The organism is Pseudomonadota bacterium (assembly GCA_016195085.1).
Taxonomy (GTDB): Bacteria; Pseudomonadota; Alphaproteobacteria; order SHVZ01; family SHVZ01; genus JACQAG01.
The window spans coordinates 66,921-89,231 of record JACQAG010000048.1 but is presented as its reverse complement, the minus strand read 5'-3'; the positions used below and the strand labels follow the sequence as shown (position 1 = coordinate 89,231).

Sequence of the window (22,311 nt, the reverse complement as noted above, 5' to 3'; positions counted from 1 at the left end):
CGCCGCCGAAGGACGTTCAGAGACGATCAGGGCCGCCGGCCCGCCTTCAAGCTTAGCAAGAAGGCAGGCTCCGACCCAAACGCTCAAATCAGGATCGGCGCGCCAAAGCCAAGCCGATGCCGGCGCCGATCAGAAGCCCGCCGGAGATGCGGTTCCTGAGCCGCCCGCTTCTGGCCAACAGGTGCCGCACCCGCCCTGCCAGCGCCGCCCAGCCGAAATCCCAGAACACCGCCAGGAAGAGAAAGGTGGCCGAGAGGAGGACGATCTGGGCTGCCATGGTGTCGTTCACCACCACGAATTGCGGGAAGAAGGCACCGTAGAACAGCAAGGTCTTCGGGTTGGTGAGCGAGACCAGGAGCCCGCGGGCATAGATCGCGCGGAAGGATTTCGGCTGCGGCCGCGTCTGGGTGAGATCGGTCGCCGGCGCCCGCCACTGCTGCAGGCCGACATAGACGAGGTAAAGGACGCCGAGCCAGCGGATCCACTCGAACCAATCGGCGAGCGTGCCCAGCGCCGCCGACATGCCGAGCGCGGTCAGGCCAAGCTGCACGACCATGGCCGAGCTGGTGCCGGCCACGGTCAAGAAGCCGTAGCGCGCGCCGTAAGCGACGCTGTTGGCGATGATGAGGGCCACGTTCGGGCCGGGAATGAGCATGAGGATGCTGGTAGCGAGCACGAAGGCAAGATAGAGCTCGATGTCGATCATTTCTGTCCCCTTGCGTTGAACGATGCGAGCGGCAAAAACGAAAGGCCCCGCCGAGGGTGATCGGCGGGGCCTTTCGTTGCCAGGTGGGTCGAGGCCTCGAGCTAGACGAGCGCTCTCAAAGGGCTCGTCTTTGCGCCGAAGCCCCTCGCCGTTCCGCACGCGCCGGGGCCGCCGCCGTTTGCACGACGTTGCGATTGGGCCCGAGCGATGCGGAAGAATCGATTCATGGAGATGAAAGTATGCGAGGCCCGGAACCTCGTCAATCGGCCGGGGTCGCCCCCATCAACGCAGGTGAGGATTTCACTCTGCCATCGGCCTCGGCATCCGGCTGTCGCGCCAGGCGGAGGACGGGCGAGGTTAGGATCACCACCGCCTGGAGCAAGAAGCCGGCGGTGGCAACGATGAGGCAGGTCTCCATGCCGTAGAGGCTGCCGACGAGCGCGCCGATGGCGGCACCCAAGGGCCGGGCGCCGGTTGCCATCATGAAGATGGCGGAGACGCGGCCCAAGAGACCCGGCGGTGTCACACTCTGGCGGAGCGTGGTCGTGCTGATGACCCAGATGATCGGACCGATGCCGATGAGGAAGAAGCTGATCGCCGCCAAGACGGCCGAAGGGAACCAGATGGTGAGCGCCATTACGATCGAGGCAGCGAGTCCGACCACGGGACCGATGACGATTACCAGTCCGAAGGGCAGTGCGGCGTTGATCCTGGGCGCCATTAGCGCGCCCGCGACCATGCCGATTCCGTAGACGGAGAGTGTCGCGCCGACGGCGGCGGCGGACAAGCCGAGGCGATGAACGGCATAGGGGACGTAGACGGCTTGCAGCACGAAAAATGCCGTGTTGAAGACGAGCTGAGTCAGGAAGATCGGCAGCAGCAAGGAATGGCCGAGAACGAAGCCGCCGCCCTCCTTGATCTCATCCAGCACGTGCCGCGGCGCCGGTGCCGGCCGGGGCGGCTCGGGCAGGCTCACGAACAGCAGCCCGGCGGCAAGCGATAGCCCTGCGGCAAAGGCGAAGGAAGGTGCCGCCCCGGTCCAGGCGACCAGCGTGCCGGCGAGCGCCGGCCCGGCCGCGAACGCCGCCGTGCGGGCGAGCTCGATCCGGCCATTGGCACGGACCAGTGCGGCGCGGGGTACCAGCGCCGGCACGAGAGAGGGTGCGGCCACGCTATAAGCGACCGTCCCCGTGGCACCAACGAAGCCCAAAAGCGCCAGGAGCGGCAGGCTCAAGAGGCCGAGGGCCGCTAGGGCAAGGATCGCGAGCAGCGACAAGGCACGCAGGATTTCGGCCGCCGCCATCAACCGCCGGCGCGAGCTGCGGTCGGCGAGCATGCCAGCCGGCAGGGATAGAAGCAGAAACGGCAGCGTCTGCGCCGCCTGCAGGAGACCGGTCTCGCCGGCGCCCGCACCCAGCGCCAGCACGGCCACGAGGGGTGCGGCGGCAAGGCCGATCTGTTCGGCCGATTGCGCGGCAAGATTGGACCATGCGAGGCGAATGAAGGCGGGCGGCAGGGGTGGCGAAGTGGGGGCATGCACGGGATCTGACCCTTTCGAGAGAAGCAACCGGCTCAGATCTAGAGACCGCGGCCGAAGGCTGCGCTCCGATTGTTGCGTCCATATTCGCTCTGCGGGGTCCGGGCCCCTCGAATTTGTCCTCCTGGCCGGGCTGCCGCTATGCTCGTCCGAACGAAGACACCCAGCCGATCCACCCCCCTCACCCGCAGCCGACCAGGAGCACGTCCCATGGACCGATGGCTCGCCGCCGCCCTCGACTACATTCCCGATTGGATCGAGTTCCAGATGCGTCTCTCGGAGCAGCCGGGCTGCGTCATCGCCGTCGCGTATCGGGGCCGGATCGTTCTGGAACAAGCCTATGGCCACGCCGACCAGGCGCGCGACATCGCGCTGACGCCGCGCCACCGCTACCGCGTCGCCTCGCATTCCAAGAGCTTCACCGCGACCGGCATCATGAAGCTGCGCGAGCAGGGCAAGCTCAAGCTCGACGATCCGGCAGGCCTCCATGTCCGCAATCTGCATCCCGCGGTGGCCAAGGCCACCGTGGCGCAGCTCCTCTCCCACAGCGCCGGCATCATCCGCGACGGCACCGATGCGGGCCAGTGGACCGACCGGCGGCCGTTTCGGAACGCCACCGAGCTCCGCGCCGATCTCGCCGTGGCGCCGATCCTGGAGCCGAACACGCGCTTCAAATATTCGAACCACGCCTATGGGCTGGCCGGCTTCGTCATCGAGGCGGTCACCGGCGAGTCCTATAATTCCTGGATCAAGCGCGAGATCGTCGATGCGGTCGGCCTCCAGGAGACCCAGCCGGACGTGCCCATTGCCCGGGGTACGCCGTTCGCCCGCGGCCATTCGACCAAACTGCCCCTCGGCCGCCGCGTTACCATCCCCGGCACCAACTCGACCCATGCGCTGGCGGCGGCGACCGGCTTCATCAGCACGGCTTCCGATCTCGCCCGCTTCTTCAACCAGCTCTCGCCCCGGGCCAAGGCGAGCGTGCTCTCGCCCGCGAGCCGGCGCGAGATGATCCGCCGGCAATGGCGCCTGCCGCATTCGGCCCTCGAGCGCTATTACGGGCTCGGCATCATCAGCGGCACCACCGGCGAATGGGATTGGTTCGGCCATGCCGGCGGCTTCCAAGGCTACATCACCCGCACCAGCACGATCCCCGAGCAGGATCTGACGGTCTCGGTCTTGACCAATGCCGCCGATGGCCGCGCGCATCCCTGGCAGGACGGCATCGTCCACATCCTCAGGCATTTCGCCAAGCACGGCGCGCCCGCGAGGCGGCTCGTAGGCTGGACCGGCCGCTGGTGGAGCCTGTGGGGCACCTTCGATCTGCTACCGGTCGGCGAGCGCGTGGTGGTGGTCAATCCCGGACTGCCTGAGGGTTTCCCCGATGCCTTCAAGGATGCGAGCGAGATCGAGGTCACCGGGCGCGATCGCGGCCGCGTGGCACTCGCCAGCGGCACGGGAAGCCATGGCGAGGCGGTCCGGCGTGTCAGGAGCCAGAGCGGCCGCCAGCGCGAGCTCTGGCTCGCCGGCACCAAGCTCCTGCCGGAAGCGAAGGCAGCCAGCGAGCTGGAGACGCGCTACGGCAAGAGAGCGAAGCGCTAACCGGTCTCAGTCGGGTCCGATGTAGCGCCTGGGAATACTCGGCCTGACCGCCATGGCAAGATCGGCAACGCGGGCGTGCTGCTGAAAGGCGACGGCGACTTCGGGGGTGATCGCCTCGCCGTTCTGCTCGCCGATCAGCACCACCTCGTCGCCCAGCGCCGCATTGCTGACGGCGCTGAGATCGAGGCGGGTGTGCTCGAGCGAGGCGCCGATCACCGGCACGCGCTTGCCGCGCACCAGCGCCTCGCCCGCATGCAGCTCAGCGGCACCATCGGCCGAACCGATGGGAATGACCCCGATGCGCATGCCGCTTTTGATCGGGAACGGCGCTTCCTTAAGGTACTGGCTGCGCTCGATGGCGCGCACATGGATGAGGCGGCTGGATAGCGACCGGAAGGCTTGGCGCTGGGTCGGCCAAGGCACGTCGCCCGCTTGCTTGAACGGCCCGAACAGCATCTGCCCGGGATCGACGCCGCTCAAATGCAGGCGCGGCGCCATGGCGAGGATCTTCGAGCTGGCGATCATGCGGATCGGCACCGTGATGCCGCGCTTGTCCAGCTGGCGCATGATCGCTTCAAAGCGGCCGAGCTGCCATTCGAGATAGTCCATCGAGGGCGGCGTCGGCACGTTCGGATGCGCGTTCACGATGTGGACCTGGAGCCGCTGCATGCGGCCGATGGCGGCAATCGCCTCCGCTGCCGCTTCGGCCGGGAATCCCAGCCGCTCCTGGCCGATATCGACCTTGACCGCGACCTTGAGCGGGCGCGTGGCGAAGCGGGAATAGATCGCCGCGGATTCGAGATCAACCAAGGTCGGGATGAGATCATGGGCTTCCACGGCAGCGACCGCCTCGGCGGTGGCGATGGAGCCGGGATAGACGAGGATCGGCTGGACAACGCCGGCTTGGCGGAGCTCGATCGCATTGGCGCGGTCGACCATGGCGAGCGCATCGAGGCCGGCGCTCAAGACCGTGCGCGCGACCGGCAGCAGGCCGAAGCCATAGGCATTGCACTTCAGCGTGGCGAAGATCGTGGTGTCGGGACCCACGAGCTTTCTGATGTTGCGGCTGAACCCGGCGATGGCACCCAAATCGATCTCGAACCGGTTCGGCCGCGCATGCTGATCCTGAACCGTTTGCTGATTATCCAATGTCATGGGCGAACTATCGGCGATGGGCGGAAGCTTGGCAATCGGAGCGCGGATCGGCGCGCCAATAGGAAACTCCTATCAATGCGCTCGCATGTTTCCAATTAGTGCCCGCCAAGACCGGGACCTAGTCTGTGAACCCTCGGCAGAACAGGGAGCAAACCATGGCAACCGACCTCATGCGGAGCTGCATCGCCGGTGCGGTGCTGACGGCGGCGGCGGGTCTCGGCATCTCGCCCAAAATTGCCTTGGCCGAAGACGTGACATTGACGGTGTGGAGCCACGAGGCCGACGAGGATGCGAAGGTCGCCTTCCGCGAATTGGCCGCGAAGAACCTGGAGAAGTCGCATCCCGGCGCGCATGTGAAGATCACCTGGTACGAGAAGAACCCGCTCCTGGCGGCGCTCAAGACCGCGCTGCCGGCAGGGCAAGGACCGGACGTGCTCTATGTCGAGCCGGATTGGGTCGAATACGTGCAAGCCGGCTATCTCGCCCCCCTCGACGATCTCGTCGATTGGACCCGGATCCAAGACTGGGCGCGCCAAGTCTGGACCCATAACGGCAAGACCTATGGCTTGCCGCAGGAGGCCTATACCAACGAGATCTATTACAACAAGGATCTCTTGAAGAAGCTCGGCGTGAGCCTGCCGGCGAATGGCCAGCTGACCCAGGCGCAGTTCCTCGATCTGGTGAAGAAGGCGAAGGCCGAGGGCATGACCCCGATCGCCCAGGGTGTGGGCGACCGCCCCTTCCCCGGCGCCTACGTCATCGGCGAGGCGCTCTTGCGGAAGCTCGGCAAGGACGACTATCGCAAGCTGTGGACCGGCAAGCTTTCCTTCGAGGATCCGCGGGTGGTCGAGGTCTTCAAATGGACCAAGGAGCGGGTGGATGCCGGCGCCTACCCCAAGAACTTCATGACGCTCAAGCTCGGCGAGTCGCACTACTATTTCTATACGAAGCCGGGCGCCCTCATGCTGCCGATGGGAAGCTGGTACACCGGCCGCGCCTTCGTGCCCGAGGACAAGGGCGGCCAGGCCAAGGACTTCCCCTTGGGCGTCATGCAGTATCCGGCCATGGACAACGCCGCCTGCAACCAGTGCAAGACCTCGGCGATCGGCGCCAGCTTCGCCATCAACGCCGCCAGCAAAAATAAGCCGCTCGCCGCCGCGTTCTTGAATGCGATGTCGACGCCGGAGATGGGCAAGCGCTGGATCGAAACGGTCTATCTGCAGACCGCGATCAAGGCCGAGGTCAAAGAGTTCAGCGGTCCCTGGGCTGCCTACTTCACCGAACTCATGGACCGGCAAAAGGGCGTCGACTATTTCGTCGGCGGCCCGCGCGACTTGGTCCAAGGCCAGTGCAAGGACGGCTTCGCGCAGGTGACGAACAGCGCCTTCCCGGGCGGCCTCTTGCCCGTCGATCAGGCGGTCAAGATGATGAACACCGCCTGCTTCAAGGGCTGAACGGGCAAGACCCTCACCCGCCTCGCTCGCGCTCGGCACCCTCTCCCGCATTGCGGGAGAGGGGCTTGGAGTCGCGTTGGCTTAAGCCTCTCTCCCGCACCGCGGGAGAGGGAGGGACCCGCGTCGTCGCGGGAGGGCGAGGGTCAGCCGGAGGCAAGCAGGGTCGAGCGCGAGAGCACGCGGCGCGCGATGGCGATGAGCGTGCTCATCCGGGGCCCGATCTTGTCGGCCTGATATGCCAGATAGAGATGCGGGCGGGCGATCTCCGGCCGCGCTTTCATGGTGACCAACGCGCCCGAGGCCAGCTCGGCCGCGATGATCGCCGTCGGCAGCAGGCTCACACCTTCGCCGGCGGCGGTCAGCCGGATGATGACCGAGAGATCGTTGCAGGTGCTCAAATGCTCGGGCTCGAGACCGGCCGAGGCGAACCAGTTCAGCACCAGCACGGTCAGGTTCGAGGGCTCCGGGTGCGTCAGCACCTGGCAATGCACAAGATCCCCGGGCTCGACCACATCGGCCGGCAGAGCCAGCACCGGGCTTCTGACCCAGGCATGGGTCATGACGCCGAGCGGCTCCAGGCGCACATAGGGCTCGACCTTGGGTTCGACGACGAAGGCGACGTCGAGCTCGCGGTTGTTGAGCCGCTCGCGCAAGACCACGCTGTTGTCGATGGTGAGCGCCACCGTCAGCTCCGGGTATTGCTGCTTCAACGCGCCCAAGAGATCGGCCATGCAGCTCAAGGCGAAGCTCGCGGGGGCGCCAAGGCGGAGCTGGCCGCGGAGCGGATCGCGGTTGGCATGCTTGGCCGACACCTGGTCGGCCAAATCCACCATGCGCCGCGCCACCGGCAGCATCGCCGCGCCGTCGGCGGTAATCCGGACCTGGCGCCCGGCCCGCTCAAACAGGCGTATGTCGAGGGCGTGCTCCAGGCTGCGGATGCGCAGGCTCACGGTCGGCTGGGTCAGATTGAGGTGTGCCGCGGCGGCGCGATAGCTGCCGAGCTGCGCGATCCAATAGAACGCCTCGATCTGGCTGAGGGTCGCTTTCATCAATAGGATTATCCTATCGATTCGGCCCCGATAAATCAATTTGCTCCAATGAATTCTGCGACTTAGGCTGACCGTTCCCCGTCCCCCGACACCGAAGGCGACGATGACGGTCAGGACTTGGCTATCCCAGCGCCTCGGTGCCGGCTCGAGGCTGTCGCGCGTCGACGCCCGCCGCGCCCAGCCGGGGACGCTGTTCGTCTTTCTCGCACCCGCCCTGCTGCTCTACGGCGCCTTCATGCTCTATCCGGTCGTCAGGACCTTCTACAACAGCCTGCATACGATCAAGCCCCAGGGTGTCGAGGTCTATGTCGGGCTCGCCAACTTCATCGAGCTCGTCAGCCTCGACCCGGTCTTTTGGAAGGCAGTCGGCAACACCGCGCTCTTTGCCATCGTCGCCACCATCGCCGATGTGGCGGGCGGTCTCTTGCTGGCGCTCTGCCTCTATGCAAGGCCGCCCTTCCGGAGGCTGCTGAGGGTCGTCTGGTTCACCCCGGTGCTCATGTCCTATGTCGTCGTCGGCATCATCTGGGTATGGATCTACGACTACGACTGGGGGCTCGCCAATCAGCTCCTGCACTGGCTCGGGCTCGGCGCCTAGGAGCAGTCCTGGCTCGGCCATCCTTCGACCGCGCTGTGGTCGGTGATGGCGACGCATATCTGGAAGTGGCTCGGCTTCAACATGATCGTCTTCCTGGCGGCCTTATCGGCGCTGCCGGGCGAGGTGCTGGGTGCGGCCGAGCTCGACAATTGCGGCTGGTTCGCCAAGCTCGTCTACATCATCGTGCCGATGCTGAGGCCGACGATCCTCAATCTCCTGGTGCTGTCATTCATCGGCAAGATGATGATCTTCGATCTCGTTTGGATCATGACCGGCGGCGGACCCCTCTGGTCGACCGAGACGGTGTCGACCTATGTGTACAAGCGCGCCTTCGACTGGAACACCTTCGATCTGGGCTATCCCTCGGCGATCGCCGTCCTGTGGTTCCTCATCATTCTCGCCTTCGTCGCGCTCATGACCCAGCTCTTGCGCCAACGCGACAAGCTGGAGTTCTAGGGATCCATGAGCCCGATCGCCGCATCCTGGCTCATCCATCTCCGGCGCTCGCCTCTCGTCCTGTTCCTCTCCTCTACACGGCCCTGACCGGCGGCCCGTTCCTCTGGGTGGCCGCGATGTCGGTCCGCACCACGCCGGAGATCTTCGCCTCGCCCTATGCCTGGCCCGGCCGTTGGCATTGGGAGAAATTCGCCGTGGCATGGACCAAATCGAACTACAGCACCTATTTCTGGAACAGCACGGTGGTGGTGGTGACGGCGGTGGTGCTGCTGACGGTGATCGCCGCCATGGTGGCGCATGCGCTGGCGCGCTACCGCTTCCGCGGCAGCCGGCTGGTCCGCTTCGTCATCCTGTCGGGCATGATCCTGCCGCCGCAGCTGATGATCCTGTCGCTCTTCCAGATCCTCCTGGAATACCGGCTTTACAACACGCTGACCGGGCTCGTCATCGTCTACGTCGCCGGCCATCTCGCGATGACCGTCTACATCCTCGAAGGCTTCTTCCAGCAGATCCCGCAAGACCTCTTCGATGCGGCAAGGATGGACGGCTATTCGGATTTCGAGATCTTCTGGCGCATCACCCTGCCGATCGGCGTTCCGGCGCTGTTCACCACGGTCACGCTCAACTTCATCATCCTGTGGAACGAGTTCCTTTACGCGGTCGTGCTCCTGACCGAGGACGACAAGCGCACGCTCCCCCTCGGCCTCATGCACTTCATGGGCAGCCATCAGCTCGATGTCGGCATGGTCGCGACCGGCCTCATGATCGCGATCGCGCCGATCATCGTCTTCTACGCCTTGTTCTCCGAGACCATGATCAAAGGCATGACCGCCGGAGCGGTGCGCTGAATGGCCGTGGTCGCCATCGATGGCTTGAGCAAGCGCTACGACGGCAGCGCCGAGGCGGCGGTCAGCGCGGTGAGCCTTGCCGTCGGCGACGGGGAGTTCATGGTGCTGCTCGGACCCTCGGGCTGCGGTAAGTCGTCGGTCTTGCGCATGATCGCCGGGCTGGAGCCGATCACCGCCGGCACGGTTGCGATCGACGGCAAGGTGGTGAACGAGGTGCCGGCGAAGGACCGCGACATCGCCATGGTGTTCCAGTCCTACGCGCTCTATCCGCATATGGACGTCTACAACAACCTCGCCTTCGGGCTGCGCCGGCGCCGGGTCGCCAAGGATGAGATCGACAAGCGGGTCCGCGCCGCCGCCGGCAAGCTCGGCCTCGAGCCGTACCTTGCGCGCAAGCCGCACGCGCTCTCCGGCGGCCAGCGACAGCGCGTCGCTCTCGGCCGCGCCATCGTGCGCGAGCCCAAGGTCTTCCTCTTCGACGAGCCCCTCTCCAATCTCGATGCGGCCTTGCGCGTCAGCACCCGCAACGAGCTCATCCGCCAGCAGCACGAGCTCGGCATCACCACGATCTACGTGACCCACGACCAGGTCGAGGCGATGACCATGGGCCATCGCATCTGCATCATGGACAAAGGTCAGGTCGTGCAGATCGGCCCGCCGCTCCAGGTCTATCGCAATCCGGTCAACACCTTCGTCGCCCGCTTCCTCGGCAACCCGCCGATGAACCTCATCGAGGCCACGCTCGAGGCCGGCGGCGGCGAGACGCGGCTCCGGCTCGGAACTGCAACCCTGCCTCTTTCCGGCGCGACGGCCGCCGCGATCGGCCGCCAGGCTCGGGCAAGACTGGTGCTCGGAATCCGGCCCGAGGACCTCTACGAGGCCGCACCCGGCCTGGCGGAGGCGCGGATGGCGCCCCTTGCCATGCGCGTGGTGGCGATCGAACCCTTAGGCGCGGAGACGCTCCTGCTGCTGACGCTCGAAGGCCCAGGGGTCGAAGTCATCGCCCGCACCGGACGCGAGACCAGGCTGAAACCGGGAGAGAAGGCGCGAATGCTCATCGACACCGGCGCCCTGCATCTCTTCGATCCGGTGACGACGCGGGTGATCGGCCGAGGCGAGGCAAGCGCTTGACCATGCCCGTATCCGGCATCATCGATACCCACGCGCACATCATCGATCCCCGGCGCTTTCCCTTCACCGACGGCCCCGGCTACAAGCCCAGTGCCGATGAAGCCGGAACCGCCGAAGAGTTCATCGGCGTCTTGGATGCGCATCATGTCGCCCATGGGCTCCTGGTGCAGCCCAGCGGCTATGGCACCGACAACCGCGCCATGCTGGATGCGATGGCGCGCTTTCCCGGCCGCTTCAAGGCCATCGCCGTCATCGACCCGGAGACGCCGGAGGCCGAGCTTGGGCGCCTTGGCGATCGCGGGGTCGTCGGCGTGCGCTTCAATCTGCAGAGCTATCGCGCCGATGCGCTCGCCGGTGCCGCGGCGGCGCGCAGTCTGGCGCGACTCGAGGCGATGGGCTGGTTCGCGCAAGTCTTCGCCGACGACGCTCAATGGGCGGAGATCGCGGGCGTGCTGGCCAGGAGCCGCGTCAAGGTGCTGGTCGACCATTTCGGCATCCGCAATGCCGCCAACGGGGTGAAGCAGCCGGGCTTCCAGGCGGTTCTCGGCCTCGGGCGCGCCGGCAAGGCCTGGGTCAAGCTCTCGGCACCGTTTCGCATCGCCGACCGGAAGAACGGCTTCGCCGATCTCGACCCGGTTGCGGCGGCACTCCTCGAAGCCTTCGGCATCGAGGGCTGCATCTGGGGCTCGGACTGGCCCTTCATCAATCTTCCCGGCGGCTTCCGCTACGATCGGGCGCTCTGGGCCCTCGAGCGTTTCCTGCCCGAGCCGGCCCAGCGCCGGCAGGTGCTGTGGCAGAATCCCATGGGGCTGTTCGGCTTTGGAGCTTAAGCAATGACCGGTGGCGCAAAGAAACTCGGCCCGTTCAAGATGGCGCTGGCCGGCGCCGGCATGATCAGCGCCTTCCATCTCAAGGGCTGGCAGAAGCTGGGCAACCGGGTCGAGCTCGTCGCCCTCTGCGATCCCGACCCGGAGCGTGGGCAAGCGCGCGCCAAGGAGTTCGGCATCGCCAAGGTCTATCAGGACCGCGACCGCATGCTGGAGGCCGAGGCGATCGATGTGCTCGACATCGCCTCGCCCCGAGAGACGCACGCGGCCTGGGTCGAAGCCGCCGCCCGGCGCGGCATCGACGTGCTCTGCCAGAAGCCGATGACGCCCACCTTGGCGGAATCGGAAGCGCTGGTTCGCCGCGTGGGCGACCGCATCCGCCTCATGGTGCACGAGAACTGGCGCTTTCGGCCGTGGTACCGGGTGCTCAAGGCATGGATCGAGGAGGGTGCCCTCGGCCGCATCCTCCATGCCGACATGGCGATGATCAACTCGGGCTTCCTCCCGGACGCAGAAGGGCTGCGCTTCTCCTTGAACCGCCAGCCCTTCATGCAGCATGAGAAGCGGCTGATGATCGCCGAGGTGCTGATCCACCACCTCGATGTGATGCGCTATCTCCTGGGCGAGCTTCGGGTCGGCGCGGCACGGGCGACGCGCACGGTGCCGGACATCGTCGGCGAGACCATGGCATCCATCTTTCTCGAAACCGCCGAAGGCGCCTCGGCGGTGGTCACCGGCACCATGGCGGCGGCGGGCTATCAGCCGCGCGTGCCCGATCGCCTGGAGATTCTCGGCAGCACGGCCAGCGTGCTTTTCGAGAACGACGAGCTCCGCCTCCTCGGGCCGAAGCCGCGGAGCCAGCGCTATGACCGCGACCAGGGCTACCAGGCGAGCTTCGACGGCGTGATCCGGCATTTCATCGAATGCCTGGAGACCGGCCAGCCCTTCGAAACCGATCCCGCGGACAATCTCCAGACCCTGCGCCTGGTCGAGCACGCCTATTGGGCGGCGGGATTGCATGAGACCGGGAAGAGGCCGGCGCGCGCATAGCGCCATCGGAGTCCCGAACCCGTCCTCGCGCAGGATAAGCCCAAAAATCAGGCAGTTTGTTGCCCCATCGGCTCGCGACCAAATGCATGCGCCGAATCCTGAACCGATGGGCAGCAATCGCAATCCGTTGATTGCGCACGTCCCGCCGCGGGCTCTCGCGGTGGCATAATCCTTGCGGCTCTACCCTGCGCGATGCATCTGCACGGCGAATAAGCAGGGAAGGCAAGATGGCACACATCCAAACAATCGAAACCGCTTCTCGGGGCGACGCGACCGCCGCCAGGTCTGCGGCGTGGATGCAGCTCGCGTTCGGCTTCATCGTCATGATGACGATCTCGAGCCCGCAATATGTCTGGACGCTGTTCGTGCCATCGTTCCAGAAGACCACGGGTGCCATTCTCTCCGAGGTGCAATGGACGATCACGTTTCTCATCGTGCTGCAGACATGGCTCTCGCCGCTGCAAGGCTTTCTCGTGGAGAAGCTGGGGCCGAAGATCCTGATCGGCCTGGGCGCGCTGATGAGCGGTGCGGGCTGGATCGCGTCCTCGACCATCGCCACGCTCTGGGGGCTGTACGCGACCTACGGACTCCTCTGCGGTGTGGGAACGGGCATCGTCTACATCGGCATCATCGGTTTGATGGTCAGATGGTTCCCGCATCGGCGCGGCTTCGCCACCGGCGTGGTCGCGGCAGGCTATGGCTTCGGCGCCATTCTCACGACATTCCCGATCGACGACATGCTGAAAGCCTCGGGCTACCAACGGACGCTGGTCGTCTTCGGCGCGATCTTTGCCGCTATCGGCTTGGTGGGTGCGCTCATGCTGCGCTCTCCCAAGGAAGGCGAAGTCGCCGCACCGCCGGCGCGCCCCGGCGCCGTGGCGACAGAGGGCGCCACGCCCCGCGAGATGCTGAAAACGCCGACCTTCTGGCTGTTGTTCATCATGATGTCGATGATGTCCACCGGCGGTCTCATGGTGATCACGCAGTTCACCAGCTTTGCCCGATCGTTCGGGATCGATGCCAAGACGACCGTCGTCATCCTCGGCATGACCTTGGCCGCAATCCCGGCGGCGCTGACCTTCGACCGCATCACCAACGGGCTGACGCGGCCGTTCTTCGGCTGGGTTTCCGACCACATCGGCCGCGAGAACACCATGGGGATCGCCTTCATCCTCGAGGGTGCGGCGATCTTCCTGATGCTCCAGTACCGCACCGATCCGTTTCTGCTGATCGTGCTGTCCGGTCTGGTGTTTTTCGGCTGGGGCGAGATCTTCTCGCTGTTCCCCTCGACCTTGACCGATACCTTCGGCTCCACCTACGCGACCACCAATTACGGCTTTCTCTATATGGCGCAGGGTGTGGGCTCGATCCTCGGCGCCCCGGTTGCCGCCATGATCTATGAGGGGACCGGCAGCTGGATGCCGGTGTTCGGTCTGGTGATCGCCATGGACATCCTGACCGGCCTCTTGGCGCTGTTCGTACTGAAACCGATGCGTGGTCGATTGATGGCGCGCGCGGCCGCATCGGGCGGGTAGGCTTGGATCCAGTCCATGGCTGTCCCGCCCCGCGCGTGCCCGGGACTGGGACAGCGGGACATCGGCAAGTCGCTGATCCGACTGGATAAGCGATTGATCATCGGGAGCCGTTTTGTCCCGGTTGGGGCGGCCGGGCTTGATCTCCATGGGAGCCCGGCTTAATCTATAAAAAGTCGGGGTTGGCAGGCTCCCGGCGTCCCAAGACGGTGCTCCGTCCAAGCGCTGCCCATCACTCGCGAAGATCGAGGGCTGGGCGCATGGGCATCGTGATCCACAGATCACCGCTATCGACGACAGGCCGAACCGGTGCCGGAGACGCAGCCGCGCTCGCCGCAGCATGCGCGTGCTTGCCGGCGTCCAGCGGCCCCGCATCATTACGATTTCCAGGTGTTTTCGAACGGGGGGCATGACCCATGGCCGAGCGCGGACGCATTTCTGAACTTGTCGGCTACTTCCTGAAGCTGGGGACGCTTGGCTTCGGCGGGCCGGTGGCACTGGTCGGCCAGATGGAGCGGGAGCTGGTGACCGAGCGCCAATGGCTAACCCGCGAAGAAATGCGCGATGCCATCGCCGTCTGCCAGTCGATGCCGGGGCCGCTGGCGATCCAGGTCGGGATCTACATCTCCTATCTTCGCTGCGGCTTCTGGGGCGCCTGGGCCGACGGCTGGTGCTTCATCCTGCCGAATTTCGTCATCGTCGCCGGGCTCGGCGCGCTCTATGTCTATTTCGGCGGCCTCTCCTGGGTGACGGCGATCTTCTATGGCGTGAGCCCGGCGGTGATCGCGCTCATCCTGCATTCCTGCTGGCGGCTCTCCAAGCTCGGCATGGAGGATTGGCCGCAATGGGCCATCGCGGCGATCTGCTTCGTGGTGACCGTGGTCCTGGAGGCGGAAATTGCGATCCTGTTCATCGCGGCCGGGATCGCCGGCATGCTCTATTACGGCACGCTGTTTCGCGGCGGGAAGGTTCCGCCGGAAGCGGCATTGGCCGCGCTCCCGCTCAGCATCGGCGTGACCGGGACCCCGGCCAGCGCTTCTACCATCGCTCAGCTCGGCTGGTTCTTCCTCAAGGCGGGCTCGCTCACCTTCGGCAGCGGGCTGGTGATCGTTCCCTTCCTCGAGAAGGGGCTGGTGCAGCAGGCCGCATGGCTCGACGAGCGCCAGTTCCTGGTTGCAGTCGCCATCGGCATGATCAGTCCGGGGCCGGTGGTGATCACCGCGACCTTCGTCGGCTTTCTCGTCGCCGGGTTCTGGGGCTCGCTCGTTGCCACCGTCGGCATCTTCCTGCCGTCCTTCCTCCTGGTGCTGATCGTGGCACCGATCCTGATCCGACACCGCGGCAATCCGAACGTTCAAGGCTTCGTCAAAGGCGCCTATGCCGCAGCCATCGGCACCATCGCCGGCGCCTCGATCCTCCTGGGCAAGATCGCGATCGGCGACTGGCTGACAGTCGCCATCGGGCTCGCCTCCCTGGCGGCCCTGTTCTATTGGAAGAAGCTATCCAACCCGCTTCTGATGGCGGTCACCGCCGCTATCGGTCTCATCGCCTTCCCGATCCTGAACCCGACCTGGGTCATGGTGCAGTAGCGAAAGGAAATACATGCGTGCTCCCCACGCCATCGCTTTTGTCTGCCTGCATGGGGCGGCAAAGAGCCTGATTGCCGCCGAATATTGCAACCGATTGGCCCTGCAGGGCGGCATTCCGCTCGCGGCCACGACGTCGGGCCCGGAACCCGACGCGGAGATCCCGCAACAAGTCATCGACGGATTGCTCGGCGAGGGCATCGACGTCCGCGGCAAGCGGCCCCAGCGCCTCAGCAAGGACGCGCTGGCGCGGGCCACGCACATCGTCTCCTTCGGCTGCGATCTGACGGCGCTGGCCCCGCCCGGAGTCGCCATCGAGCGCTGGGACGACTGTCCGGCCGTCAGCGACGACTATGCGGTCGCGCGCAGGTTCATCGTCGGCCGGGTCGAGGCGCTGCTGCGCCGTCTTCATACTGAAACCGTTCCTATGTCGTAATCGTTTTCGGAGGATCGTTTCCGGACGCGATGCCATCGTCAGGAGCATGCCCATGAGCGAACGGCGGGCCGGTCTGGCGGAGATTGCCCGTGTCTTTCTGAAGATCGGCGCCATGAGCTATGGTGGGCCGGCCATCATGGGCATCATGCAAACGGAAATTCAGGAAAAGCGGCAGTGGCTCTCGAAGCTGCAATTCGTCGAAGGCCTCGCGCTCGTCAACATGCTGCCCGGGCCTGGCGCGACCCAACTCGGCATACTCATCGGCCACGCTAAGGCGGGCCTGCCCGGCGGTATCCTCGCCGGCGTTTGTTTCATTCTGCCGGCCTTTCTGATCATGCTCCTGCTCACGGCCGCTTACGTTGCTTTCGGGGCGCTACCGGCCTCGCAAAGCGCGTTCTACGGGATCGGACCGGTCGTTGTCGGCATCTTTGCTGCCTCGATCTACCGTCTAGGAAGAGCCACGATCAAAGAGCGCTCGCAAATCGCGATCCTCATCGCTGCGGCTTCCGTTCTGCAGTTTACGTCGGTCGGCCTCGTGACAGCGCTCTTTGCCGCCGGCTGTATCGGAATGGCTCTGTTCCACGCGCGGCGCCGGGGCGCGATGTCGCTTCTCCTTCTGATCGCTGCCGCTGCCGCCTACGTCGCGGTCGACCTCCTGGTCGTCCCATCGACCATGCCGATCGCCGGCCTTGCACGGCAATCCAATCCGGACCTGCCCCGATTGTGGGAGCTGGGAACGTTCTTCCTCAAGGTTGGCGCGTTCAGCTTCGGCGGTGGGCTGTCCATGCTCGCCTTCATTCAGGACCAGGTCGTCAATCAGTCGGGTTGGTTGACGCAGCAGGAATTCATCGACGGCCTCGCCCTCGGTCAACTCACGCCGGGACCGATCCTGATGCTCGCGGCCTTCGTTGGGTTCAAGCTCGCCGGCGCGCAGGGGGCTGCGGTCGCCGCGGCGGCGATTTTTCTGCCGTCTTTCTTGATGATGCTCTCGATCCTCCCATTGCTTCGGAAGATGAAAGACCTGCAGTGGCTGAAGGCATTCATGCGTGGGGTCGGACCGGCCGTGATCGGTGCGCTTGCCGTCTCGATCGTTCAGATGGCTCCGCATGCAGCTCCCGATCCATTCGCTTGGTGTCTTCTTGCGCTCACCGTCGGATTCATGCTGCTGCGGAACGTCGGACCGCTTCCATTGATGTTAGGCGGTGCTGTGATCGGATTTATGAAGAGCAGCACGTGGGACCGTATCGAACGATTGGCCCGATGACGGAAGGAGGACTGACATGACCCATGGATTGGAACGACGCGATCTCATACGGGCCAGCGCCCTCATTGCCGGCGCAGCGATGGTGGCTGCGCTCACCGAGCGGACCGCTCTCGCCCAAACCGCATCCAACACAGGATTCAAGCCCATGACCTACGACATCAAGCCGCTATCCTTCGATCCCAAAGCGATCAAAGGCCTGTCGGAGAAGCTGCTGACGAGCCACTACGAGAACAACTATAGCGGCGCGGTGAAGCGTCTGAATGCCATTAGCGCACAGCTCACCGGCCTCGATTGGGCCGGCGCCCCGGTCTTCACCGTCAACGGCTTGAAGCGCGAGGAGCTGGTGGCCGCGAATTCGATGATCCTGCATGAGGTCTATTTCGACGGCCTCGAGGGTGGGGGCAGACCATCGGGCGCGCTGGCCGAGGCGATCGACCGGGATTTCGGCGGCTATGATCGCTGGCAGGCGGAGTTTGCGGCCATGGGCAAGGCCCAGGGCGGAGGCTCCGGCTGGGGACTCCTATGCTGGTCGCCGCGTGACAAGCGACTGATCAACACCTGGGCCGCCGACCACACCATGAACCTCGCGAATGGCCGCCCGATCCTGGCCCTCGACATGTACGAGCATGCCTATCACATGGACTACGGCGCACGGGCCGCAGCCTATGTCGATGCCTTCATGCAGGTCATCCGCTGGGAGAACGTGACAAGGCTGCACGCCAAGTACAGCGCAGAAAGCTGAAAGAGACCTTCGACGGTCAACGCAAGACCTGGAGACTGGCAAATGAAGCGTCCTCGCATGACCCGCCGCGGCGCCCTCGCCGCGACGCTCTCCGGCGCCGCCATCGGCCTCGGATATTCACGCACTGGCATCCGCTCGGCGATGGCGGCGTCGCCAACACGCTACGACTTCCAGAGCCGCAGCATCGCCGATTGGGCGGTCGTCGCCGGCCAATGGGCGGTCGAGGATCTGCCGGGCGATCCGGGTCCGGCGCTGGTACAGCGCGCCACCAAGAACGAGTTCAACGTCATCGCCGCTCCGGCGGGGCCCTTCGCCGATCTCGAGGTTTCCATGCGCTTCAAGCCGATCTCGGGCCGGGAGGATGCCTCGGGGGGCGTGGTGTTCCGCTTTGCCGAGGGGCGTTACTATGTCGTCCGCGCCAATGCGCTCGAGGGCAATTTCCGGCTTTACACCTACGATCGCGGGCGCCGCGAGATCGCCTCTGCCAACGTCGCCGCACCCGCTCTCGGCCAATGGCATACCGTGCGCATCGCTGCGACCGGCGAGCGCATCCAGGGATGGCTCGACGACAAGCCTCTCATCGACCACCGCGACCGGCGCTTCGCCGCCGGCAAGGTCGGGCTCTGGACCAAGGCGGATTCGGTGACAGCGTTCCGCGATGTGGTCATCACCCCGGCGGCATGACCGCCGGCGAAACGCTCGGGTTCAAGGACCGAGCGCCTTCAAGCGCCGCACATCCTCGGCAGCTTCCGCCAAGAGCCAGGCGCGGAAGGTCGCGATCTTCGGCAGCATGGAGGTCGCCTTGGGACAGACGATCCAAAAGAACCTCGACAGCCGCAAGGCCGTGGCGAACGGCCGGACGAGGCGACCGTTGATGAGATCCCAAGCCGCCAGCGAGGTGCGGGCGAGCGCCACACCTTGGCCATCGATGGCCGCATCGATCAGCATGCTCGCCCGGTTGAAGACCGGACCATGCGTGACTTCGGCATCGGCCACGCCGGCGGCATCCAGCCATCGCGGCCACTCCGTGCGATCGTCGAGGTGCAGCACGGGAAACCTCAGCACGTCCGCGGGCTCGCTCAACCGATGACGCCCGGTCAGGAGCTTGGGGCTGCAAACCGGGAAGAGCTGATCGGTGCAGAGGCGCTCGACGTGGAGCCCCGCCCAATTGCCGTCGCCGTGGCGGACGGCTAGGTCGACGTCCTCGCGTGCGAAGTCGACGTGATGCATGGCGGCCGAGATCCTGAGGTCGATCCCCGGATGGGCCTCCGAGAAGCCGCCGAGACGATTGACCAGCCACTTTGCGGCAAAGTCAGGCGAGGTGCTGACCGTCAGCACGCCCGATGTCTGCCGCTCCAAGAGGCGTTCCGTCCCCAGCGCGATCCGGTCGAGCGCATCGCGGACGACGCCGAGATATTGCCTTCCTGCCTCGGTGATCACCAGGCGCTGGCGCTCGCGATTGAACAGCTTTACCCCGAGCTCCGTCTCCAACGCCTTGACCTGATGGCTGACCGCACCCTGGGTGACGAACAGCTCCTCGGCCGCCCGGGTGAAGCTCTCATGCCGGGCGGCAGCCTCGAAAGACCTCAGCGCGTTCAAGGGCGGCAGGCGGCGGAGCATGCGGGCGACTTCATGAGAAATTCTCAGGCAGGCTAGAGAAAGCATGCTTTGTCGGCAAGGCTTTCCGGTCCTATTTCCCTGTCTCCTTGGCGCCGCCCCAGGCGCGCCATCGCAAGTTCAAGGAGACCTCCATGCGCCAGCCCATCCTCCCCATCGCCTGCCGGCCCTGGATGCTGAACGGATTGTCCGAACGGCTGATCGTGAGCCATTACGAGAACAACTACGGGGGTGCCGTCAGGTCCCTGAATTCGATCCGGGACGAGCTGGATCGCCTCGACCTCGCCAAGACGCAGGGCTACCTGCTCCGGGCCCTCAAGCGCGAGGAGCTCGTCGCCATGGGCTCGGTGGCGCTGCACGAGCTCTACTTCGGCAATCTGGGCGGCGACGGCAAGCTGACCCAGTCCATAGCACCTTTGCTCGAGGAGCATTTCGGCGCGGTCGACGCTTGGCGGCAGGAATTCGTGGCTGCCGCCCAGGCGATGCGCGGCGGCTCCGGCTGGGTGCTGCTGAGCTACGCGCGGCGCGACCGCCGGCTTCATATCCAGGTCGGCTTCGACCACACCCAGGCCCTGGTCGACGCGTTGCCAATTCTGGCGCTCGACATGTACGAGCACGCCTATCACATGGACTTCGGCGCGAACGCCACCGCCTATATCGATGCCTTCATGCGCAACATCGACTGGAAGGTGGTCGAAGACCGGCTCATGGACGCGAGCGGCACGGCGCCGCCAAGGCCGGATCCGGCCGCCGAGGCGGCACCCCCGATCTTCGTCAAGGGGCTCTCGGCCGGCTCCGATGCCGCGGCGATCGCGCGGCTCAACCTGCCCTCGATCTCCATCGAGGAGCTATCGGCCGAGCTCGCCAAAGGGGAGCGGCGGGTACAGGTGCTCGATGCCCGCCCCAAACACTACTTCTCGCGCAACGTCGACATGATGCAGGGAGCGTGCTGGCGCGATCCGAACCGCGTCGAGGAGTGGTCGAAGGAGCTCTCAGCCGATACCCCCGTCTTCGTCTACTGCGCCTATGGCTTCCATGTCGGTTGCAGCGTCACCGCCGCACTCCGCGAGCGGGGCTTCGATGCGAAATACGTCCGCGGCGGCTTGTCCGCCTGGTACGCGGCGGGCGGCGAGCGGGTGTTGAAGGCGCCCGAGCAGAGCGCGATCGAGACCTGATCGTCGCCATAGGCGGCGATTTCATCACAACTCAAGAAAGCGAGTCATAGGATGTGCACCCAACAGCAGTTTATCGACCATCCGCTCTTACCCGGCACGCTCGGTGTGGACCGCACCCAGGTCCGGTCCTGGGATCCGGCGGCGGCCTTGTTCCGGCCAAGCCTATGGATGCGTCGTCTGTGGAAGACGATGCTGACATGGCAGGAGCGCGCCAGCAGCCGGCACCATCTGGCGACGCGGGGCGACCGCGAGCTTGCCGACATCGGCCTGTCGCGCCTGAATGCGGAAAGGGAAATCTACAAGTCGTTCTGGCGCACGTGAGCGCGCCCGGCGGCCACCGCCAGACCCTTCACTTCGGGCGGCTTCTGAGAATGATCTGCTGATACAGCGGCTCCCATTTTGCGGCATTGTCGAGCTTGTCCGCCGGATCGGCGATCACGACGCCGATATTCGCCAATGGGGATTGGGCTTTTTTCGAGGTGGGAACATAGTTGAGCGAAACCAGGATCGACTGCGCCTCGCTCAGCATGTAGTCCTCGAACAGGGCCGCTGCATTGGGGCTCTTCGCGTTCTTGACGACGGCGACGCCGTTCGCTCGGGCGACCACCGGCTCGAGCGCAAACCAGTCGATCGGCGCACCCTGGCTCTTCGCCTGGGCCGGCATGTAGTTGTACAGCGTGAGGGCCAGCGGCACTTCGCCGGCGATGACGAGGGTGTTCAGCAAGGAATGGCCCTTGCGAATCGACAAGCCGTTTTCGGCGACAAGCTGCCGGAAGAACCTGAGGCCCCTCTCCTCGCCCATCGACCTGACGACGGTGGAGAACCAATCGATATTCTCCACCTCGTAGCCGAGCTTGCCCTTCCATTTTGGCTCGAGGAGATCCTCGTAGGTCTTCGGCAGATCTGCCTTCTTTACGAGGTTGGTGTTGTAGGCCTGGACCCAGACCGACAACAGCGTGCTCGCCCAATTGCGATGGCTGGGCACGGAGCCCGGCAGCAGATTGGCAAACTCCGGGGAGGTCACCGGTTGCAGCACGCCCTCGCGCGACAGGGCTTCGAGCTCCGGCGCGCTGGTATGGATCGCATCGACGGTGGCGCGGCCGGCCTTCTGCTCTTGCATCACCCGCTGCAAGACGCTGTCGCCGCTGGCGCGCCAGACCGTGACGCGGATCCCGTATTTCTGCTCGAACGGGCGAATGATTTGCTGAAGATCGTTCTGCGCGATCGAGGTGTAGAGCGTCATCGTACGTTCGGCCTTGGCCGCTTCCTCCAGCCGCTGATGACGATTGGGTGCGGTCGAGGTCAAGAGCGCGCTGTTCGTCTGGCAGGCACCGTTGGCGATGCCGGCGAGCCACAAGAAGGCGGCGGCGACCACGGGCGTGGCGATGCGCGACGATTTCATCCCTGCTCCTCCCCGGCCGCCCTGATCTGCAGCTCACCGACATTCTAGCGGGACGGACGCGCCGATTTACTGCAAAATCTCCGACGCAACCGGCCTTCAACGGCCGGAGATCGCATCGTTTGGTCCGGAATGTTCGGTCGGACG

20 protein-coding genes and 1 pseudogene are annotated in these 22,311 nt (G+C 65.3%); 15 read left to right on the top strand and 6 right to left on the bottom strand.

Features of this window, described 5'->3' with window-relative positions; all coding sequences use genetic code 11:
* Positions 1-88 precede the first annotated feature (88 nt).
* Together HY058_15100 and HY058_15095 are read right to left on the bottom strand one after the other, a co-directional pair.
* Complete coding sequence (locus tag HY058_15100) at positions 89-706, bottom strand: LysE family translocator (protein ID MBI3498623.1); 618 nt, start codon at positions 704-706, stop codon at positions 89-91.
* 259 nt (positions 707-965) lie between these two features.
* Positions 966-2,246 (bottom strand): MFS transporter, encoded by a 1,281-nt coding sequence (locus HY058_15095; protein ID MBI3498622.1) that lies wholly within the window; start codon positions 2,244-2,246, stop codon positions 966-968.
* A gap of 207 nt (positions 2,247-2,453) precedes the next feature.
* Here HY058_15095 and HY058_15090 point away from each other — a divergent pair, with 207 nt between their 5' ends.
* Complete coding sequence (locus tag HY058_15090; GenBank protein MBI3498621.1) at positions 2,454-3,845, top strand: beta-lactamase family protein; 1,392 nt, start codon at positions 2,454-2,456, stop codon at positions 3,843-3,845.
* A 6-nt stretch (positions 3,846-3,851) separates the two neighbouring features.
* Here HY058_15090 and HY058_15085 read toward each other — a convergent pair whose 3' ends face one another.
* Positions 3,852-5,000 carry an alanine racemase gene (locus HY058_15085; GenBank protein ID MBI3498620.1) on the bottom strand — a complete coding sequence of 383 codons (1,149 nt, stop codon included), beginning with the start codon at positions 4,998-5,000 and terminating at the stop codon, positions 3,852-3,854.
* A 155-nt stretch (positions 5,001-5,155) separates the two neighbouring features.
* Here HY058_15085 and HY058_15080 point away from each other — a divergent pair, with 155 nt between their 5' ends.
* Complete coding sequence (locus tag HY058_15080; GenBank protein ID MBI3498619.1) at positions 5,156-6,454, top strand: extracellular solute-binding protein; 1,299 nt, start codon at positions 5,156-5,158, stop codon at positions 6,452-6,454.
* Between the two features lie 143 nt (positions 6,455-6,597).
* Here HY058_15080 and HY058_15075 read toward each other — a convergent pair whose 3' ends face one another.
* Positions 6,598-7,503, bottom strand: a complete 906-nt coding sequence (locus HY058_15075; protein ID MBI3498618.1) for a LysR family transcriptional regulator — start codon at positions 7,501-7,503, stop codon at positions 6,598-6,600.
* A 103-nt stretch (positions 7,504-7,606) separates the two neighbouring features.
* Here HY058_15075 and HY058_15070 point away from each other — a divergent pair.
* From HY058_15070 to HY058_15020, 11 genes and pseudogenes are all read left to right on the top strand, one after another.
* Positions 7,607-8,557 (top strand): annotated as a pseudogene (locus tag HY058_15070) (sugar ABC transporter permease).
* Positions 8,558-8,673: 116 nt separating this feature from the next.
* Positions 8,674-9,405 carry a carbohydrate ABC transporter permease gene (locus tag HY058_15065; GenBank protein MBI3498617.1) on the top strand — a complete coding sequence of 244 codons (732 nt, stop codon included), beginning with the start codon at positions 8,674-8,676 and terminating at the stop codon, positions 9,403-9,405.
* Complete coding sequence (gene ugpC, locus HY058_15060) at positions 9,406-10,536, top strand: sn-glycerol-3-phosphate ABC transporter ATP-binding protein UgpC (GenBank protein ID MBI3498616.1); 1,131 nt, start codon at positions 9,406-9,408, stop codon at positions 10,534-10,536.
* Positions 10,533-11,366, top strand: a complete 834-nt coding sequence (locus HY058_15055) for an amidohydrolase family protein (GenBank protein MBI3498615.1) — start codon at positions 10,533-10,535, stop codon at positions 11,364-11,366. Before ugpC ends, HY058_15055 begins: the two co-directional genes overlap by 4 nt.
* Before the next feature lie 3 nt (positions 11,367-11,369).
* On the top strand, positions 11,370-12,413 hold the full coding sequence (locus HY058_15050) for a Gfo/Idh/MocA family oxidoreductase (protein ID MBI3498614.1): 1,044 nt from the start codon (positions 11,370-11,372) through the stop codon (positions 12,411-12,413).
* Between the two features lie 227 nt (positions 12,414-12,640).
* Positions 12,641-13,948 (top strand): oxalate/formate MFS antiporter, encoded by a 1,308-nt coding sequence (gene oxlT, locus HY058_15045; GenBank protein ID MBI3498613.1) that lies wholly within the window; start codon positions 12,641-12,643, stop codon positions 13,946-13,948.
* A 413-nt stretch (positions 13,949-14,361) separates the two neighbouring features.
* Positions 14,362-15,534, top strand: a complete 1,173-nt coding sequence (chrA, locus tag HY058_15040) for a chromate efflux transporter (protein MBI3498612.1) — start codon at positions 14,362-14,364, stop codon at positions 15,532-15,534.
* Positions 15,535-15,547: 13 nt separating this feature from the next.
* Positions 15,548-15,967 (top strand): hypothetical protein, encoded by a 420-nt coding sequence (locus tag HY058_15035; protein ID MBI3498611.1) that lies wholly within the window; start codon positions 15,548-15,550, stop codon positions 15,965-15,967.
* A 52-nt stretch (positions 15,968-16,019) separates the two neighbouring features.
* On the top strand, positions 16,020-17,231 hold the full coding sequence (chrA, locus tag HY058_15030) for a chromate efflux transporter (protein MBI3498610.1): 1,212 nt from the start codon (positions 16,020-16,022) through the stop codon (positions 17,229-17,231).
* A 145-nt stretch (positions 17,232-17,376) separates the two neighbouring features.
* A complete protein-coding gene (locus HY058_15025) occupies positions 17,377-17,973 on the top strand; it encodes a Fe-Mn family superoxide dismutase (protein MBI3498609.1) in 597 nt (198 codons plus the stop codon).
* Positions 17,974-18,015: 42 nt separating this feature from the next.
* Positions 18,016-18,657: a DUF1080 domain-containing protein gene (locus HY058_15020; protein MBI3498608.1), complete on the top strand. Its 642-nt coding sequence runs from the start codon at positions 18,016-18,018 to the stop codon at positions 18,655-18,657.
* A gap of 21 nt (positions 18,658-18,678) precedes the next feature.
* Here the strand turns inward: HY058_15020 and HY058_15015 are convergent, their stop codons facing one another.
* Positions 18,679-19,593: a transcriptional regulator GcvA gene (locus HY058_15015; GenBank protein MBI3498607.1), complete on the bottom strand. Its 915-nt coding sequence runs from the start codon at positions 19,591-19,593 to the stop codon at positions 18,679-18,681.
* A 131-nt stretch (positions 19,594-19,724) separates the two neighbouring features.
* Between HY058_15015 and HY058_15010 the strand changes: the two genes are divergently transcribed.
* Complete coding sequence (locus HY058_15010; protein MBI3498606.1) at positions 19,725-20,765, top strand: superoxide dismutase; 1,041 nt, start codon at positions 19,725-19,727, stop codon at positions 20,763-20,765.
* Positions 20,766-20,933: 168 nt separating this feature from the next.
* On the top strand, positions 20,934-21,086 hold the full coding sequence (locus HY058_15005; protein ID MBI3498605.1) for a DUF1127 domain-containing protein: 153 nt from the start codon (positions 20,934-20,936) through the stop codon (positions 21,084-21,086).
* A gap of 28 nt (positions 21,087-21,114) precedes the next feature.
* On the opposite strand, the gene HY058_15000 is transcribed toward HY058_15005, so the two are convergent.
* Positions 21,115-22,167, bottom strand: a complete 1,053-nt coding sequence (locus HY058_15000) for an extracellular solute-binding protein (protein MBI3498604.1) — start codon at positions 22,165-22,167, stop codon at positions 21,115-21,117.
* Positions 22,168-22,311 lie beyond the last annotated feature (144 nt).

Coding starts and splice junctions, on each gene's coding strand:
- HY058_15065 (MBI3498617.1), top strand. CDS start 8,674: ATGTCGGTCCGCACCACGCCGGAGATCTTCGCCTCGCCCTATGCCTGG.
- HY058_15010 (MBI3498606.1), top strand. CDS start 19,725: ATGCGCCAGCCCATCCTCCCCATCGCCTGCCGGCCCTGGATGCTGAAC.
- HY058_15020 (MBI3498608.1), top strand. CDS start 18,016: ATGAAGCGTCCTCGCATGACCCGCCGCGGCGCCCTCGCCGCGACGCTC.
- HY058_15000 (MBI3498604.1), bottom strand. CDS start 22,167: ATGAAATCGTCGCGCATCGCCACGCCCGTGGTCGCCGCCGCCTTCTTG.
- HY058_15090 (MBI3498621.1), top strand. CDS start 2,454: ATGGACCGATGGCTCGCCGCCGCCCTCGACTACATTCCCGATTGGATC.
- chrA (MBI3498612.1), top strand. CDS start 14,362: ATGGCCGAGCGCGGACGCATTTCTGAACTTGTCGGCTACTTCCTGAAG.
- HY058_15035 (MBI3498611.1), top strand. CDS start 15,548: ATGCGTGCTCCCCACGCCATCGCTTTTGTCTGCCTGCATGGGGCGGCA.
- chrA (MBI3498610.1), top strand. CDS start 16,020: ATGAGCGAACGGCGGGCCGGTCTGGCGGAGATTGCCCGTGTCTTTCTG.
- HY058_15075 (MBI3498618.1), bottom strand. CDS start 7,503: ATGAAAGCGACCCTCAGCCAGATCGAGGCGTTCTATTGGATCGCGCAG.
- ugpC (MBI3498616.1), top strand. CDS start 9,406: ATGGCCGTGGTCGCCATCGATGGCTTGAGCAAGCGCTACGACGGCAGC.
- HY058_15005 (MBI3498605.1), top strand. CDS start 20,934: ATGCGTCGTCTGTGGAAGACGATGCTGACATGGCAGGAGCGCGCCAGC.
- HY058_15100 (MBI3498623.1), bottom strand. CDS start 706: ATGATCGACATCGAGCTCTATCTTGCCTTCGTGCTCGCTACCAGCATC.
- HY058_15085 (MBI3498620.1), bottom strand. CDS start 5,000: ATGACATTGGATAATCAGCAAACGGTTCAGGATCAGCATGCGCGGCCG.
- HY058_15025 (MBI3498609.1), top strand. CDS start 17,377: ATGACCTACGACATCAAGCCGCTATCCTTCGATCCCAAAGCGATCAAA.
- HY058_15050 (MBI3498614.1), top strand. CDS start 11,370: ATGACCGGTGGCGCAAAGAAACTCGGCCCGTTCAAGATGGCGCTGGCC.
- HY058_15015 (MBI3498607.1), bottom strand. CDS start 19,593: ATGCTCCGCCGCCTGCCGCCCTTGAACGCGCTGAGGTCTTTCGAGGCT.
- HY058_15080 (MBI3498619.1), top strand. CDS start 5,156: ATGGCAACCGACCTCATGCGGAGCTGCATCGCCGGTGCGGTGCTGACG.
- oxlT (MBI3498613.1), top strand. CDS start 12,641: ATGGCACACATCCAAACAATCGAAACCGCTTCTCGGGGCGACGCGACC.